The sequence below is a fragment of the Saccharopolyspora sp. NPDC050389 genome (assembly GCF_040655595.1).
Lineage (GTDB): Bacteria > Actinomycetota > Actinomycetes > Mycobacteriales > Pseudonocardiaceae > Saccharopolyspora.
The window spans coordinates 27,500-42,692 of record NZ_JBFAKG010000051.1 but is presented as its reverse complement, the minus strand read 5'-3'; the positions used below and the strand labels follow the sequence as shown (position 1 = coordinate 42,692).

The window sequence follows — 15,193 nt, the reverse complement described above, 5'->3', positions numbered from 1 at the left end:
CTCGTCCTGCGTGGCGGTGCGGGTGGCGGAACCTCAGAGGTCTTCTCGCTGTGGGATCCCCGACATCATGAATGCCAATTCACCACGTCGGGGCTGTCCTCGCGAGAAGACCTCTGAGAACCCGCGGCGGTGCCGGTTGAGTAGGTGGGCTAAGCGGCTGCGCCGCTTCAAATACAAAACGCCCGCGTTACCACATCCGCACGTCACCACATCCAAAACAGCCTCTATAGCAACAAAAAGTACGCACGGGTGTCAGGTGCCGAAGCCTGCCGCTATGGCCAGGAAGATCTCGGTGCAGTGCTCGATGAGGCGCGGCTCGTCGACGTCGAGGGTGCCGTCGAGCCAGGCCGTCAGAGCCTGGGCCAGGCCGCCCACGATGAAGTGCGTCGTGAGTTCGAGGTGCGGGCTTTCGGTGATGCCGTAGAAGTCCTGCGCCTGGCCGCCCAGTAGCGCGGCGAACAGCCTGGAGGAATCCAGGCGGCGTTGTGCCAGCAGGGGACTGGAGAGCGAGATCGAGAACAGCAGCCGGCCGCGCCTCGGGTCGCGGGCGATCGTGCGGACGATGTTCTCCAGTCCCGCCCGGACTTTTGCCCGTTCGCCCGGCTCCGCCGACGTGACCGCGTCCAGCGTTGTCGTGGCGAGGTCGTCGACCACGTGGTCGTACACCGCCGCCGCCAGCGCGTCGCGGTCGGCGAAGCTTTCGTAGAAGTAGCGCGTCGCCAGGCCCGCCCGCTGGCATGCGCCGCGCACCGTCAGGGTCGGGCTGTCGCCCGGTGCGCCGAGCAGGTCCAGTCCGGCCTCGATGAACTGCGCCCGGCGCTCGGCCTGGCGGTGATCGCCCTGCACCCCGCCGTAGACCCGAAGTGGAGACGTGCTCATCCGCCCATCTTGACAGATCGCCGACACCACTGTTCCCTATCTGGGAACGGCCGTGTGCAGAAATGACCCCGGTGCGGAGGGCGGCGGGCGGTGACGGTTTCGGTGACGAAGGCCAAGCGGATCGAGGACGCGGTGCTCGGCGTGGGCCTGCTGGCCGGCAACGCGAACGTGATCATGCAGCTGGCTCGCGCCGGGGTGGGCCACGGCGTGGTGGAGAGCAGGGTCGAGGGCGGCCAGCTGTTCCGGCATCCGGTGAAGCGGACCCGCACGACCCTGGCCTACCTGGTGGTGGCGGCGATGGGCACCGAGCGGGAGAAGACGCTGTTCCGGCGCGGGGTGAACCGGGCGCACGCGCAGGTGCGCTCGACGGATGCCAGCCCGGTCGCCTACAACGCCTTCGACCCGGATCTGCAGCTCTGGGTCGCGGCCTGCCTGTACAAGGGATTCGAGGACAACTACCGGATCTTCTTCGGCGAGCCCGACGCCGCAACGGCGGAGGCCTTCTACTGCGAGGGCGCGGTGCTGGGCACGACCTTGCAGGTGCCGGCGGATGCGTGGCCGCGGGACCGGGACGCCTTCGAGGAGTACTGGACCGAATCGCTGGATCGCGTCTCGATCGACGACACCGTGCGCGCCTACCTGCACGACGTGACGATGCTGGCCTGGCTGCCGCGCCCCGTGGCGCTGATCTTCGGCCGCTTCAACAGGTTCGTGACGACCGGGTTCCTGCCGGAGCGGTTCCGCGCGGAGATGCGGCTGCCGTGGAGCGGCCGGGACCAGCGCCGGTTCGACGCGCTGATGTCGGCGCTGGCGGCGATCGTGCGACGGCTACCGCCGGTGGTGCGCCGGTTCCCGTTCAACCTCATCCTCTGGGACCTGCGCCGCCGCATCAGGACCGGCCGCCCGCTGGTGTGAGGCTCAGCAGGACCCGTCGGCGACGGTGGCCGAGAGCGCCTAGGAATACGTCGGCGGCAGGATGGCCGACGCAGGGCCTGCTTCGCCGATGGTGGTGGCGGTGACCGTCATGCACACCGCGACGTCGTCCTCGGCGCTGATCGTGTACCGCTCCACAGTCACCTGGCCTCGTGCTCCACGGCGCCTTCCGCCGCCGGCTCGCCGGCCCGAGTCACCTTGAGCAGCCCGATCTCGTCGGCCGCGTCCGAGTGCTGCAACGCGTCTTCGATGTGCCACGCGAAGCTGTTGTCATTGTGGAGCGGCGGTCCTTCAGAGGTGGATGTTCGGGCGCCGCCGATTGCTCAGGTCGGGACTCGTGAGCGAAAAAACCGGTAAGAGCCGGCTTTCGCGCTCACGACCAGAATCGGCCGATGTGGACCGCGCGAGCGGCCGGATGTCGATTCGTCGGTTTTCGTTCTCCTGATCGTCACCTGCTCGGGGGTGTGCTGCGTCCGGTAAACATGAAAGATTTTCTGATCAGTTGTTTGATCAGGGACGCAGGGACTGGGAACTAGACATGGCAGGGATGAGCAGGCGCGGTTTCCTCCGGGCCGCGGGCATCACCGGAACCGTCCTCGGCAGCGGCTTGCTCGGCGCCGGCCCGGCGCTCGCGAGAGGCGCGAACCCGAGGGTGGTCAACGCCGCCGGGACGACATTGCAGCGCACGGCCGTCGCCGCACCGGGCAGCGGCTACCGGCGCTTGGTGGCCGGTCCGGGCTGGCCGCAGGTGGTGCGCACCGACCTGGTCGAGGGCCGATCAGGCCGGGACGACCGCCGGGTGCCGATCGCCGCCTTCACCCAGTTCACCGACCTGCACCTGGTGGACGCGCAGAGCCCGGCGCGGTTCGAGTACGTGCACCCGCTGGCGGGCGGGGCGTGGCGGCCGCAGGAGACGCTCGGCGCGCTGGCCGCGGCGCACCTGGTGCGGCGGGTCAACGCCCTGCAGGGCGGGCCGGTCACCGGGCGGACGCTGGATTTCATGATCACCACCGGCGACAGCACCGACAACCACGAGCAGGCCGAGCTCGACTGGTACTTCGCGGTGCTCAACGGCGGGCGGCTGGCGCAGAACACCGGCGACCCGAAGAACTACGAGGGCGTCCAGGACTCCGGCGACCCGCTGTACTGGCATCCCGAAGGCGGCGTCGCGGACCGGTTCCGCGAGCTGGGTTTCCCCGTGCTGGACGGGTTCTTCGCGGATGCGCTCCGGCCGTTCGACAGCCCCGGGCTGCGCATCCCGTGGTACGCGGTCTTCGGCAACCACGACAACGCCGTCGTCGGGACGGTGCCGGACGAGCTGATCCCGGGCCTGCACAACTGGTACACCGGCTCGCGCAAGATCATTGGCCGGGACGAGCGCGAGACCCGCGAGGTCGCCGCCCTCCTGCGCGGCGACCGGGAGAAGTCGTCGCTGGCGGTGGAATCCCGCAGCGGCATCATCCGCACCGTCACGCCGGACGAGCACCGCAGACCGTTCGACACCGAGGAGTTCATCCGGGCCCACCTGGATCCGGCCAACACCGGGCCGGGGCCGGTCGGCCACGGGTTCGACGCCGACCACACCGAGCCGTACTACACCTTCCAGATCGCGCCCGGCGTCACCGGAATCAGCCTGGACAGCACGAACACCGCCGGATTCGCCGAAGGCTCCCTCGGGCTCGCGCAGTACCAATGGCTGGAGAAGGTGCTCACGCGCGGAAGTTCGGAGTACTACGACGCCCTCGGGTGCAAGCAGCGGCAGTCCGCTTCCGACGAGCTGTTCGTGTTGTTCAGCCACCACACCAGCACGTCGATGACGGCGCTGCTGCCGGACTTCCGCAGGCCCGGGGAGATCCGGAAGAGCGGCAGCTCGGTGGTGCGGCTGCTCAAGCGCTTTCCCAACGTGCTGGCCTGGGTCAACGGGCACACCCACCGCAATGCGATCACGCCGCACCACGCCGACGATCCGGCGTGCGGGTTCTGGGAGATCAACACGGCGTCCCATGTGGACTTCCCGCAGCTCGCGCGCGTCATCGAGCTGGTCGACAACGGCGACGGCACGCTGTCGCTGTTCACCACGCTGATCGAGGCCGACAGCCCGTACCAGGTGGACTACGACGACCGCTCTCCGGCGGGCCTCGCCTCGCTGTACCGGGAGCTGTCGTTCAACGACCCGCACACCGACCTCGCGCAGCTCGGCGAGGCCGGCGACCGCAACACCGAGCTGTTCGTCGCCGGGCGCATGCCGACCCGCTGAGCGCGCGCGCCGAGGCGGCCTGGACCACCCTGGTGTCGTGACGCGACAGGCACCGGGAGGCTGAGATGGACGGCGGACCTGTGGTCGTGGGCGTTGACGGCTCGGCGGTCGCGCGCAACGCCGCGCGCTGGGCGGCGCGGGAGGCGGTGCGCCGGAGGGTCGGCCTGCGGATCGTCTACGCGGACGCGACCGCGCAGCCGATGTTGGCGGACGTGCACCGGCCGACAGAACACCACGTCCGCGACGATGTCGCGCGCTGGCTCGGGGCGAGCGCGGACGCCGCGCGGGAGCAGGAACCGGAGGTGCCCCTCGATGCCGCGGCCGTGCCGGGCACGGCGGAGAAGGTGCTCATCGCGGAGTCCGAGCAGGCCGGGCTCCTGGTGGTCGGGGATCGCGGGTTCGGCGGGTTCACCGGCCTGCTGGCCGGGGCGGTGGCGGTGAAGGCCGCCGCGCACGCGCGCTGCTCGGTGGCCGTGGTGCCCGACACCGGCGATCCGCTGACCTTCCCGGTGACCGGACCGGTGGTGGCCGGGGTGGACGACGCTCTGTCCGCGGAGCCGGTGCTGGCGCACGCCTTCGCGGTGGCGGCGTCCCGGGCGGTGCCGGTGCACGTCGTGCACGCCTGGGAAGTGGTCGGGATCGACCTCAGGTGGCTGCGTGCGCGGCTGCCCGAGGAGGAGGTCAGCGAGAACGAACAGCGGTTCGTCGCGGAGGCCCTGGCGGGCTGGGGCGAGCGGTTCCCGGACGTCGAGGTGCGGCGGTTCGTCGGCCGCGGCTCGCCGACCGCGAAACTGCTCGCCCGCGCCACGGAAGCCCAGCTCGTCGTGGTGGGCGCCCGCGGCAGGGGCGGCGTCGCGGGCGCGCATCTGGGCTCGACGAGCCACAAGCTGATCCACCACTCGCCGTGCCCGGTGCTCGTCGTCCGCGACACCCCGCGGTAGGAATCCCTTTCGCCGCAAGCGAGTTCGCCTCCGGCGGCCGTCCGGTTGATCACCCCTTGACGGCGTTCCCCGGATTTTCCATGCTCTGGTGGCCATATGTGACCTTGAACGCCATTTCGACGAGGAGTGGGACATGAAGACCAAGGCTGCAGTGCTGCACGGCCCCGGCGAGGACTGGGAAATCGAGGAGATCGACCTGGGTGACCCGGTGGCGGGCGAGGTGCAGGTGCGGCTGGCGGCCTCGGGGCTGTGCCACTCCGACGAGCACCTGCGCACCGGCGCGAGCCCGGTCGCGTTCTACCCGGCGGTGGGCGGGCACGAGGGCGCCGGGGTCGTCACAAAGGTCGGGCCCGACGTCACCGCTTTCCGGGAAGGCGACCACGTCGTGCTGGCGTTCATCCCCGGGTGCGGGGCGTGCCGATCGTGCGCGCGCGGGATGCAGAACCTCTGCGACGCCGGCGGCAGCCTGATGACCGGCAAGGCGATTTCCGATGGCACGCACCGGTTGTCGCTGCGCGGCGAGCCGATGGTGCCGATGTGCCTGCTCGGAACCTTCGCGCCGTACGTGACCGTCAACCAGGCGTCAGTGATCAAGATCGAGGACGACATCCCGCTGGACAAGGCCGCGCTGCTGGGCTGCGGCGTGTCCACGGGCTGGGGCTCGGCGACCGAGATCGGCAACACCCGCGCCGGTGACACCGTGGTGGTCGTGGGCGTCGGTGGCGTCGGCATCAACGCGGTGCAGGGCGCGGCGGCGGCGGGAGCGCGCTATGTGATCGCCGTCGACCCGGTGGCGTTCAAGCGGGAGAAGGCGCTGGAACTCGGTGCCACGCACGCCTTCGAGTCGATGGCCGACGCGGCGGAGCCGGTCGGTGAGCTGACCTGGGGGCAGAACGCCAACGCCGTCATCCTGACCAAGGGCGTGGTCGAGGGCTCGGACCTGCAGCCGGCGCTGCGCATGACGGCCAAGGGCGGCCAGGTCGTGGTCGTCGGCATGGGCCACTACCAGCAGACCGACGCCACGCTGGGCCTGTTCGAGCTGACGCTGCTGCAGAAGCGGGTGCAGGGCGCGATCTTCGGCGGCGTCAGCCCGCGCACCCAGATCCCGCGCCTGCTGGAGCTCTACCGGCACGGCACGCTGAAGCTCGACGAGCTGGTCACCACCACCTACCGGCTCGAGGACATCAACGCCGCCTACCAGGACATGCGCGACGGGAAGAACCTGCGCGGCATGGTGATCTACGGCGACGACGACTACTGATCGAGGGCTTTTCGGCCGGGCGTCACCGCGTGGCGCCCGGCCGCCCGGTCACGCCGAATCCGGCCGCCAGCTCCCGCATCGCGGTGTCGAGCAGGTCGCTGAGGTCGGAATCGGCTCGGTCCAGCCATTGTTCGTAGGCCGCGACGGAGACGCCGAGCGTGGCGTGGGCGATGGCCTGCGGCGCGAGGCCGTCCGCGGGTTCGCCCAGGCGGTCGCCGACGAACTCCGCGACCACCTGCCGCCAGGCCTGGAACCGCAGCGTCGAGTGGGCCTGCAGCGCCGGCACCCCGAGGATGAGCCGCATCCGGCGGCGGTGCGCCGGGATCTGCTCCGGGGCGACCCGGTTGAACTCGACCAGGCAGTGCCGGATCGCGTCCATCAGCGGGCTTTCCGGCGGCGCGGCGCGGAGATCCGCGCGCATCCGGTCGAGCTCGCCGTCGAAGTCGCCCCACGGGATGTCGTTCTTCGACGGGAAGTAGTGGAAGAACGTCCGGCGCGCGATGCCGGCCGCGCGGGCGATGTCGGTGACGGTGGTCTGCTCGAAACCCTGCTCGTCGAAGAGCTCGAATGCGACCTGCTCCAGCTCGGCGGCGGTGGTCACCCGCCGTCGACCGCCGGGTCGCGGGACTGAGCCGATCGTGTTCTGCCCCAACTGATGCGTCTCCAGGTCTTCCAAAATGCACTCGGTGCAAATACGGTGGCCGGAAGTGGCCGGCGGCCGACTTCGGGTCGGCCCGCTCGACGAGGAGCATCGCATGGCTGACGAGCAGCACGATTTGGGCACTGCCGCCGCCGAACCGGCGGTCGAAGAGGAATTGCTGGTAGAAGAGGTCTCGATCGACGGGATGTGCGGGGTCTACTGATGACCACCGCGGCGGAGTTCGACACGAGCCAGGGCTATCGGTTGAATCCGCAGGTCGCGTTGCGCCCCGAGCCGTTCGGGGCGCTCGCGTACCACTTCGGCAACCGCAAGCTGTCGTTCCTGAAAGTTCCCGAGCTGGTGGACCTCGTGCGGGGCCTCGGTGAGCACGCCACGGTCGAGGACGCGCTGCTGGTCGTTCCGGCGGAGCGCCGGGCGTCGTTCCGGCGGGCGCTGGCCTCGCTGGCGGCCACCGACATGATCCTGCCCCGATGAGCTGAGGAGTGCTTCGAAAGTGGCTTGCGTAGCGGTGCGGGTAGCGGCCCCCCTGCGGGAGTTATCGTCGCCGCCTCGCTGTGGGATCCCCGACTTATGTATGTCCAATACACGGCGCTGGGGCTGTCCTCGCCGAGAGCCCCAGTGGGCGGGCACAGTCTGAGAACCCGCCGCGGTGCAAGCTGAGCCCCTCACCGCAAGCGGCTGCCGCCGCTTACAAACACCCAAGGCGGCGTTTTCGCGCGAAAACGCCGCCGGCCCCGCACCGAAGGCGCCGGTTTCGCGCGAAAGCGCCGGTGCTGCCCGAACGAGTGGAGTCAAAGGTGACTGCTGTCGAACCGGCGCCCGTTCCCTCGCTGGTGGAGCAGTTCAAGGGCGGGCTGGCCGCCCCGATCTGCCTGACCTGGGAGTGGACCTACGCCTGCAACCTGGCCTGCGAGCACTGCCTTTCGTCGTCCGGCCGGCGGGATCCGCGCGAGTTGACCACGGCCGAGATGAAGGCCGTGATCGACGAGTTGCAGCGGATGCAGGTGTTCTACGTCAACGTCGGCGGCGGCGAGCCGACGGTGCGCCCCGACTTCTGGGAGCTGCTGGACTACGCCATCGAGCACCAGGTGGGCGTGAAGTTCTCCACCAACGGCCTGCGCATCGACCGCAAACGCGCTGAGCAGCTGGCGGCCACCGACTACGTGGACGTGCAGATCTCCTTGGACGGCGCGACGCGCGAGGTGAACGACGCCGTGCGCGGTCCGGGTTCGTTCGACATGGCGATGCGCGCGTTGGAGAACCTGTCGGCCGCCAGGATGCGGGATTTCAAGATCTCGGTCGTGATGACCCGGCAGAACGTGTCGCAACTGGACGACTTCAAGGCGATCGCGGACCGGTTCGGCGCGCAGCTGCGGATCACGCGGCTGCGCCCGTCGGGGCGCGGGGCGGACGTGTGGGACGAGCTGCACCCGACCGATGCGCAGCAGCACGAGATCTACTCGTGGCTGGTCGAGCACGGCGAGCAGGTGCTCACCGGCGACTCGTTCTTCCACCTGAACGCGCTGGGCTCCACGCCGTTGCCGGGGTTGAACCTGTGCGGCGCGGGCCGCGTGGTGTGCCTGATCGACCCGGTGGGCGACGTGTACGCGTGCCCGTTCGCGATCCACGACGCGTTTAAGGCCGGCAACGTTCGCGAGACCGGTGGATTCGACCGGGTGTGGCGGGAATCGGAGCTGTTCACCGAACTGCGGCAGCCGCAGTCCGGCGGCGCGTGCCAGTCGTGTTCGGCGTTCGACGCCTGCCAGGGCGGCTGCATGGCGGCGAAGTTCTTCACCGGCCTGCCGCTGGACGGCCCCGATCCGGAGTGCGTGAAGGGCCACGGGCGAACGGCACTGTCCGTTGTGGACAGTTCCGGGCTGCCGAAGGCGTCGCAGGACCACTCCCGCTCCTCGCGGCGAGTCGGGCTGGGCATGCCTTCGATGCCCGCCAAGCCGTGCGACTCCAGCCCCTTGGCGAGCCAGTTGTGAGACTGACCGACGGCGTCCGGCTGGGCGCGGTGACCGCGCCGTCGCGGGTTCTGTTCGGGCCGCACGAGACGAATCTGGGCCGTGGTCGCGGCATTTCCGACCGGCACGTGGCTTACTACGCGGCCCGGGCGGCCGGTGGCGCGGGCGTGATCGTCACCGAGACGGCCAGTGTGCACGCCTCCGACTGGCCCTACGAGCGGGCTCCTCTGGCCGCGGAGTGCGGTGCGGGCTGGGCGGCCGTCGCCGATGCCTGCCGGCCGCATGGCGCGGTGGTGCTCGCCGGTCTCGGGCACTCGGGCTCGCAGGGATCTTCGGCGTTCTCGCAGTATGCGCTGTGGGCGCCGTCCCGGGTGCCGGACGTGGCCAGCCGTGAGCTGCCGATGGAGCTGGAGCAGGGCGAAATCGACGAGCTGGTCGCGGGTTTCGCCGCTGCGGCGGAATCGGCCGTGCGGGCCGGGATGCACGGCGTCGAGATCGAGGCCGGTCAGTACTCGCTGCTCCGCCAGTTCCTGTCCGGGCTCACCAATCAGCGTGCAGATGCCTATGGCGAGGACAAAACGCTGCTGCTGCGCGATGTTCTGTCCGCTGTTCGCCGCGTGGTCGGTGATCGCGTGGTGGGGCTGCGGCTTTCCTGCGACGAACTCGCGCCCTGGGCGGGGATCACCCCGGAGCAGGCCGCCGGGATCGTCGAAGCCGTGGCGGACCGGATCGACTACCTCGTGGTGGTGCGCGGTTCCGCGATGGGAACCTCGGCGACGCGGCCGGACCTGCACACCGAGCCCGGTTTCAACATCGACCTCTGCAAGCAGATCCGCGAGGTCGTGAGTGAAAACTCCGGTAAGAACCGGAACGAACACTCACGACCGCTGGTGGCGCTGCAGGGCAGCATCGTCGACCCGCAGCAGGCGCAGCAGGCGCTGGACGACGGCGTCGCGGATCTCGTCGAGATGACGCGCGCCCAGATCGCCGAGCCGCGACTGGTCGAGCTGGTCCGCGCAGGACACGCAGACCGGATTCGGCCGTGCGTGCTGTGCAACCAGAAGTGCCGCGTCCGGGACAACCGAAACCCGATCGTCTCGTGCATCGGCGAGCCGTTCAGCGGGCACGAGAGCAGCGCCCCCGAGCCCGCGCCCACGGCCCGGCGCGAGGTGCTGGTCGTCGGCGGCGGCCCGGCCGGGCTGGAGGCGGCGCGGGTGCTGGCCGAGGGCGGGCACGAGGTCGAGGTCGTCGAGAAGGACGACCGGCTCGGCGGCGCGGCCCGATGGGCCGCCGAGGTCGGCGGGCGCGGTCGGCTGAGCCGGCTCGTGGACTGGCTGGAAGCGGAGGTGCGCAGGCTCGGCGTGCGCGTCACGCTCGGCACCGAGGTCACCGAGGCCGACCTGATCGGCACCAGGCGGGACGTGCTGGTGGCGATCGGATCCGTCCCGGGGCCGCGCGCGTACGAGCTCCGCGGCGGCGTGGTCATCGACGTCGCCGACCTGCTCGACCACCATTCCGTGCCGGACGGGCCGGTGGTGGTGTCCGATCCGGTCGGCGACGCGGTCGGCGTCGGCGTCGCCGAGCTGCTGGCCGGGCAGGGCCGGGAAGCGGCGATCGTCACGCAGGACCAGGTCGTGGGCACCCAGCTGGCCCTCACCGGCGACCTGGCGGACGCCAACGGCCGGCTGCAGCGCGCCGGGGTGCGGCTGGAGAAGCGTTCGCTGCTGCGCGAAGTCCACACAGATCACGTGATCCTGGAGGACACCTTTACCGCGCAGCGCCGAACCCTGCCCTGCGCCTCGGTCGTCCACTGTGGACATCGACTGCCCAACCCGGACCTGGCCGGGTGGCCGCGGGCGGGCGACTGCGTGGCGCCCAGGACGATCCACGAGGCGATCCTCGAAGGCCGCCGCGCGGCGCACGAGATCACCGCGCTGGTCGGGGGAGGCGTGCGATGACCCGCTACCTGTTCTCGCCGCTGCGGATCGGCCCGGTAACCGTGCGCAACCGCATCGTGTTCTCCGCGCACCTGACGAACTACGCCGAGGACGGCCTGCCCAGCGAACAGCACGCCGCCTACTACGCCGCCCGCGCCGCCGGTGGTGCGGGCCTGGTGATCACCGAGGAGCATTCGACGCACCCGACGGACTGGCCGTACGAGAAGCTGATCCACGGCTTCCACCGGTCGGTCGTGCCCGGGTATCGCCGGATCACCGAGGCGGTCCACGCGCACGGCGTGCCGATCTTCGCCCAGCTCAACCACAACGGCGGGCAGGCGTCGTCGATGTACTCCCGGCTGCCGGTGTGGGCGCCGTCCGCGGTGCCGGACCCGATGTTCCGGGAGGTGCCCAAGGCGATCGACGCCCGCGAGATCGCCGAGGTCGTGGCCGGCTACGGCACCGTCGCCGGGCACTGCGCGGAGGGCGGGTTCGACGGCGTCGAGCTGCAGTGCTCGCACTCGTCCATCGTGCGCGGTTTCCTTTCCCCCGCGACGAACAAGCGCACCGACTCCTACGGCGGATCGCTGGCCGGCCGGGCCCGCATCCTGCTGGAGATCATCGACGCGGTGCGCGAGGCGCTCGGCCCGGAGCGGGCGCTGGGCGTGCGGCTGTGCGGGGACGAGCTGATCGAGGGCGGCACCACCATCGACGAGGCGGTCGAGGTCGCGCGGATGGTGGAGGCCACCGGCAAGGTCGACTACATCAACACCTCCATCGGCGTGGCGACGTCGACGCTCTACATGATCGAGGCGTCGATGGCGATCCCGCCGGGCTACGCGCTTTTCATCTCCAACGCGATCCGCCAAGCCGTGAGCCTGCCGGTGGTCGGCGTCGGACGGATCAAGGACCCGCTGCAGGCCGAACGGGCGCTGGAGGAGGGCCACTGCGACCTGGTCGGCGTCGTGCGCGGCCAGATCGCCGACCCGGACTTCGCGGCCAAGGCCCGTTCCGGGCACGGCAGCGACATCCGGACCTGCTTGTCCTGCAACCAGGAATGCGTCGGCCGGATGGGCCTGAACCGCTGGCTGGGCTGCATCGAGAACCCGCGGACCGGCCGCGAGGCGGTGGCGCTGCCGATTCCCCGGGCCCGCAAGCGGGTGCTGGTCGTCGGCGGCGGTCCGGCGGGCTTACAAGCGGCGTCGACCGCGGCGGAGCGAGGCCACCACGTGACCCTGTTCGAGCGGGAGCAGGCGACCGGCGGGCAGGTCGCGGTCGCCGCCACGGTACCCAGCCGCGCGGAATTCCTCGACGTGGTCAGGAATCTGCGCGCCGAATGCGAACGCCACGGCGTGGACGTCAAGACGGGCGTCGCGGCGACGGCGGAGATGCTGCGCGACGAGCACCCGGACGCGGTCGTGCTCGCGACCGGAGCCCGGCCGCAGCCGGTGCACTGGGCCGGCGGCCTCGAACGGGTCGTCGACGTCCGCGACGTGCTGGAAGGCCGCGCGACGCCGGAGGGCGACGTGCTGGTCGTCGACGAGCTCGGCTTCCACCAGGCGTCTTCGGTCGCTGAACTGCTGGCCGACCGAGGCTGCCGGGTGCGGATCTCCACGCCGGGCATGGTGGTCTGCCAGGACCTCGGCGTGACGCTGGACATGGAGACCTTCAACGTCCGGGCGCACGCGAAGGGAATCGAGCAGGCGACCGACGAGGTCGTGATGTCGGCATCAGCCGAAGCGGACGCTGTCGCGCTGCAAATCCTCAAGCACACCAACGGAGAAATGACCGAATCCCGCTTCGACTGGATCGTGTGCGCGACGCACCAGGCGCCGGAAGACGCGTTGTGGCACGAGCTCAAGGAATCCCCGTTCCCGGTGCACCGGGTCGGCGACTGCATCGCGCCGCGCCGCGCGCACGCCGCGGTCGTCGAGGGACATCGAGTGGCGGTGGGCCTGTGAACGGACTCCCGGAGATGCTCGCGGTCGTCATCGCCCGCGAAGGCGTGCTGCCCGGCGGCGCCGACGAGGTCGCGGCCGAATGCGGCGGCGCGGTGCTCGTCGTGGGCACCGGCACGCCGGAAGCCGCTCGCGCATTCACCGCGGCGCAGCGCATTTGGGCGGCAGAAGTTCCGGTGATCGCACCCGGCGCGCTGGCCGCGGTGCTCGCGCCACTGATCGCCGAGGTCGCCGTAGTGGTGCTACCGGCCTCGCCGGACGGGCGCGATATCGCCGCACGCCTGGCCTTCCAGAGCGAACGGCCCCTGTTCGCCGCCGCCACCCGGTGCACGCCGGAGCATGCCGATCTGTCCAGATTGGACGATTCGCTGGAGATCCGGGTCGCCCTCGACGAACCCGCCGTGGTGACCCTGATCCCGGGCGTGCGCGGCACGCCGCAGCCGGTGCCGGCCCCGGAACCGGTCGAGCTGACCGTCATCCTGCCGGCGGTGCTCGACGCCGAGGTCGTCGAGATCCTGGAACCGGAACCCGAAACGGTCGAGCTCGCCGAAGCCAAGCGGATCTTCGGCGGCGGGGCCGGGCTGGTGCGGCCCGGCGAGGACGGCTCGGCGGTGATGCGAACCCTGACCGGGGTGGCCGCCGCCCTGGGCGCCTCCGCCGGCGCCACCCGGGTGATCATCGACGCCGGCTGGGCGGGCCACGACCGCCAGATCGGCACCACGGGCGTCGTCGTCGACCCCGACCTCTACGTCGCCTTCGGCGTCTCCGGCGCGACGCAGCACGTCGGTGGCCTGGGCCGTCCGGCGCACGTGATCAGCGTGAACACCGACCCGTCCTGCCCGATGACCGCGCTGGCCGACCTGGGCATCGTCGCCGACGCGCCCGAAGTGCTGCGCGAACTGGCACGCCGACTGAACGGAGCCGCCGATGCCTGAACACTCCGAAGTGGACGCCGTGGTGGTCGGCGCGGGCCCGGCAGGCGCGTCCGCGGCGTTGGAGCTGGCGCGGGCCGGGCGCAGCGTGATCCTGCTGGAGCGCGGGCCGTTCCCCGGCGCGAAGAACGTCTACGGCGGCGTCGTCTACGGCCGGGTGCTCGACGAAGTCCTGCCCCGCTGGTGGGAAGAGGCTCCGGTGCAGCGCTGGGTCACCCGCCGCAGCACCATGATGATGACCCCGACCCAGGCCCTCACCGTCGACTTCCGCACCGAGGACTGGGGGAGCGCGCCGTACAACGGCATGACCACCTACCGCGCGGACTTCGACGCGTGGCTCGCGGGCAAGGCGGTGGAAGCCGGCGCGCAACTGGTGACCTCCACCGTTGCCACCGAGCTGCTGCGCGACGCTGCCGGCCGCGTGATCGGCGTCCGAACGGATCGTCCCGACGGCGACATCCGGGCACAACTCGTCATCGCCTGCGACGGCGTCAACTCGTTCCTCGCGAAGCAGGCCGGCCTGCTGCCGCGGACCGCCCCCGAGCACCAGACGCTCGGCGTGAAGGAAACCCTTTCCCTGCCGCGCAAATCAATCGAGGAACGCTTCGGGCTCAGCGGTGACGAAGGCGCGGACTTCGAAATCCTCGGCTGCACCGGCGACATCCCCGGCGGCGGCTTCCTCTACACCAACCGCGACACCGTCAGCATCGGCGTGGTGCTGTCGCTGACCGGCCTGGCTGCCTCCGGACGGCGCCCGGAGGAGGTCCTCGCGGACCTCAAGGCGCACCCGGCGATCGCGCCCTACCTGCGGGGCGCGGAGCTGAAGGAGTACTCCGCGCACCTGATTCCGGAAGGCGGCTACCGCACCATGCCGCCGCTGCAGGCCGACGGCCTGCTGGTCGCCGGCGACGCGGCCGCGATGTGCCTGGCGGCCGGGATCTGGCTGGAAGGCGTCAACTTCGCCATCGGCTCCGGCCTGGCCGCCGGCCGCACCGCCGCCGAAGCCATCGCCGCCGGCGATCCCACCAGGCTCGCCGGCTACCGCAAGCGGCTGGAGGACAACTTCGTGCTGACCGACCACAAGAGCCTGCAGGGAGCCCCGCACCTGGTCCTCTCCGACCGGGTCCAGCGGCAGTACCCGCGGCTGCTCTGCGACTTCGCGCAGGAGGTCTTCACCGTCCGCAACCCGGAACCGAAACCCGGCCTCGGCAAGCTGTTCCGGCGGACGGCCGCCCGGCACGGTGTCCGGCTGAGGCAGCTGGCCGCGGACGCCTGGGCAGGCCTCCGAGTCTTCGGCTGAAGGACTGTTTCGAAAGTGGTTTGCGTAGCGGTGCGGGTGGCGGAACCTCAAGGGCCGCCTCACTCCGGGATCCCCGACTTATGTATGTCCAATACGCGGCGCTGGGGCTGTCCTCGCTGGGAGAACCCCAGAGGGGTGGGCTCAGTGAACCCGCGGCGGTGCGAGTT

Annotated in this window: 14 protein-coding genes; 11 read left to right on the top strand and 3 right to left on the bottom strand. The window is 70.7% G+C overall.

Features of this window, described 5'->3' with window-relative positions:
• Positions 1-252: 252 nt before the first annotated feature.
• Positions 253-879, bottom strand: coding sequence for a TetR/AcrR family transcriptional regulator (locus AB0I53_RS29365; RefSeq protein WP_358609830.1), 627 nt, complete (start codon positions 877-879; stop codon positions 253-255).
• Between the two features lie 90 nt (positions 880-969).
• Between AB0I53_RS29365 and AB0I53_RS29360 the strand changes: the two genes are divergently transcribed.
• Complete coding sequence (locus tag AB0I53_RS29360; protein ID WP_358609827.1) at positions 970-1,794, top strand: oxygenase MpaB family protein; 825 nt, start codon at positions 970-972, stop codon at positions 1,792-1,794.
• 39 nt (positions 1,795-1,833) lie between these two features.
• On the opposite strand, the gene AB0I53_RS29355 is transcribed toward AB0I53_RS29360, so the two are convergent.
• Positions 1,834-1,956: a hypothetical protein gene (locus AB0I53_RS29355; protein ID WP_358609824.1), complete on the bottom strand. Its 123-nt coding sequence runs from the start codon at positions 1,954-1,956 to the stop codon at positions 1,834-1,836.
• 403 nt (positions 1,957-2,359) lie between these two features.
• On the opposite strand from AB0I53_RS29355, the gene AB0I53_RS29350 reads away from it, so the two are divergent.
• The 3 genes from AB0I53_RS29350 to AB0I53_RS29340 all read left to right on the top strand — a co-directional run bounded on the left by AB0I53_RS29350 (position 2,360) and on the right by AB0I53_RS29340 (position 6,271).
• Complete coding sequence (locus tag AB0I53_RS29350; RefSeq protein ID WP_358609821.1) at positions 2,360-4,069, top strand: TIGR03767 family metallophosphoesterase; 1,710 nt, start codon at positions 2,360-2,362, stop codon at positions 4,067-4,069.
• A 65-nt stretch (positions 4,070-4,134) separates the two neighbouring features.
• Complete coding sequence (locus tag AB0I53_RS29345; protein WP_358609818.1) at positions 4,135-5,010, top strand: universal stress protein; 876 nt, start codon at positions 4,135-4,137, stop codon at positions 5,008-5,010.
• Positions 5,011-5,143: 133 nt separating this feature from the next.
• Positions 5,144-6,271 carry an NDMA-dependent alcohol dehydrogenase gene (locus tag AB0I53_RS29340; protein ID WP_358609815.1) on the top strand — a complete coding sequence of 376 codons (1,128 nt, stop codon included), beginning with the start codon at positions 5,144-5,146 and terminating at the stop codon, positions 6,269-6,271.
• A 22-nt stretch (positions 6,272-6,293) separates the two neighbouring features.
• On the opposite strand, the gene mftR is transcribed toward AB0I53_RS29340, so the two are convergent.
• Entirely contained in the window at positions 6,294-6,872 is a 579-nt protein-coding gene (gene mftR / locus AB0I53_RS29335) for a mycofactocin system transcriptional regulator (RefSeq protein WP_358609812.1), read from the bottom strand.
• 154 nt (positions 6,873-7,026) lie between these two features.
• Between mftR and mftA the strand changes: the two genes are divergently transcribed.
• From mftA to AB0I53_RS29300, 7 genes are all read left to right on the top strand, one after another.
• Entirely contained in the window at positions 7,027-7,134 is a 108-nt protein-coding gene (gene mftA, locus AB0I53_RS29330) for a mycofactocin precursor MftA (protein ID WP_358304006.1), read from the top strand.
• Complete coding sequence (mftB, locus tag AB0I53_RS29325) at positions 7,134-7,406, top strand: mycofactocin biosynthesis chaperone MftB (protein WP_358609809.1); 273 nt, start codon at positions 7,134-7,136, stop codon at positions 7,404-7,406. The genes mftA and mftB overlap by 1 nt, the downstream gene beginning before the upstream one ends.
• Before the next feature lie 323 nt (positions 7,407-7,729).
• On the top strand, positions 7,730-8,920 hold the full coding sequence (gene mftC / locus AB0I53_RS29320) for a mycofactocin radical SAM maturase (RefSeq protein WP_358609806.1): 1,191 nt from the start codon (positions 7,730-7,732) through the stop codon (positions 8,918-8,920).
• Complete coding sequence (locus tag AB0I53_RS29315) at positions 8,917-10,857, top strand: mycofactocin system FadH/OYE family oxidoreductase 1 (protein WP_358609803.1); 1,941 nt, start codon at positions 8,917-8,919, stop codon at positions 10,855-10,857. Before mftC ends, AB0I53_RS29315 begins: the two co-directional genes overlap by 4 nt.
• On the top strand, positions 10,854-12,797 hold the full coding sequence (locus tag AB0I53_RS29310) for a mycofactocin system FadH/OYE family oxidoreductase 2 (protein ID WP_358609801.1): 1,944 nt from the start codon (positions 10,854-10,856) through the stop codon (positions 12,795-12,797). The genes AB0I53_RS29315 and AB0I53_RS29310 overlap by 4 nt, the downstream gene beginning before the upstream one ends.
• Positions 12,794-13,729: a mycofactocin-associated electron transfer flavoprotein alpha subunit gene (locus AB0I53_RS29305; protein WP_358609798.1), complete on the top strand. Its 936-nt coding sequence runs from the start codon at positions 12,794-12,796 to the stop codon at positions 13,727-13,729. Before AB0I53_RS29310 ends, AB0I53_RS29305 begins: the two co-directional genes overlap by 4 nt.
• Positions 13,722-15,026, top strand: a complete 1,305-nt coding sequence (locus AB0I53_RS29300; protein WP_358609795.1) for an FAD-dependent oxidoreductase — start codon at positions 13,722-13,724, stop codon at positions 15,024-15,026. The genes AB0I53_RS29305 and AB0I53_RS29300 overlap by 8 nt, the downstream gene beginning before the upstream one ends.
• The last annotated feature ends 167 nt before the right edge of the window (positions 15,027-15,193 follow it).

Bases quoted from the DNA above. Each gene is read 5' to 3' on its own strand.
- AB0I53_RS29365 (WP_358609830.1), bottom strand. From the start codon at position 879: ATGAGCACGTCTCCACTTCGGGTCTACGGCGGGGTGCAGGGCGATCAC.
- AB0I53_RS29350 (WP_358609821.1), top strand. From the start codon at position 2,360: ATGAGCAGGCGCGGTTTCCTCCGGGCCGCGGGCATCACCGGAACCGTC.
- AB0I53_RS29345 (WP_358609818.1), top strand. From the start codon at position 4,135: ATGGACGGCGGACCTGTGGTCGTGGGCGTTGACGGCTCGGCGGTCGCG.
- AB0I53_RS29340 (WP_358609815.1), top strand. From the start codon at position 5,144: ATGAAGACCAAGGCTGCAGTGCTGCACGGCCCCGGCGAGGACTGGGAA.
- mftA (WP_358304006.1), top strand. From the start codon at position 7,027: ATGGCTGACGAGCAGCACGATTTGGGCACTGCCGCCGCCGAACCGGCG.
- mftB (WP_358609809.1), top strand. From the start codon at position 7,134: ATGACCACCGCGGCGGAGTTCGACACGAGCCAGGGCTATCGGTTGAAT.
- AB0I53_RS29310 (WP_358609801.1), top strand. From the start codon at position 10,854: ATGACCCGCTACCTGTTCTCGCCGCTGCGGATCGGCCCGGTAACCGTG.
- AB0I53_RS29300 (WP_358609795.1), top strand. From the start codon at position 13,722: ATGCCTGAACACTCCGAAGTGGACGCCGTGGTGGTCGGCGCGGGCCCG.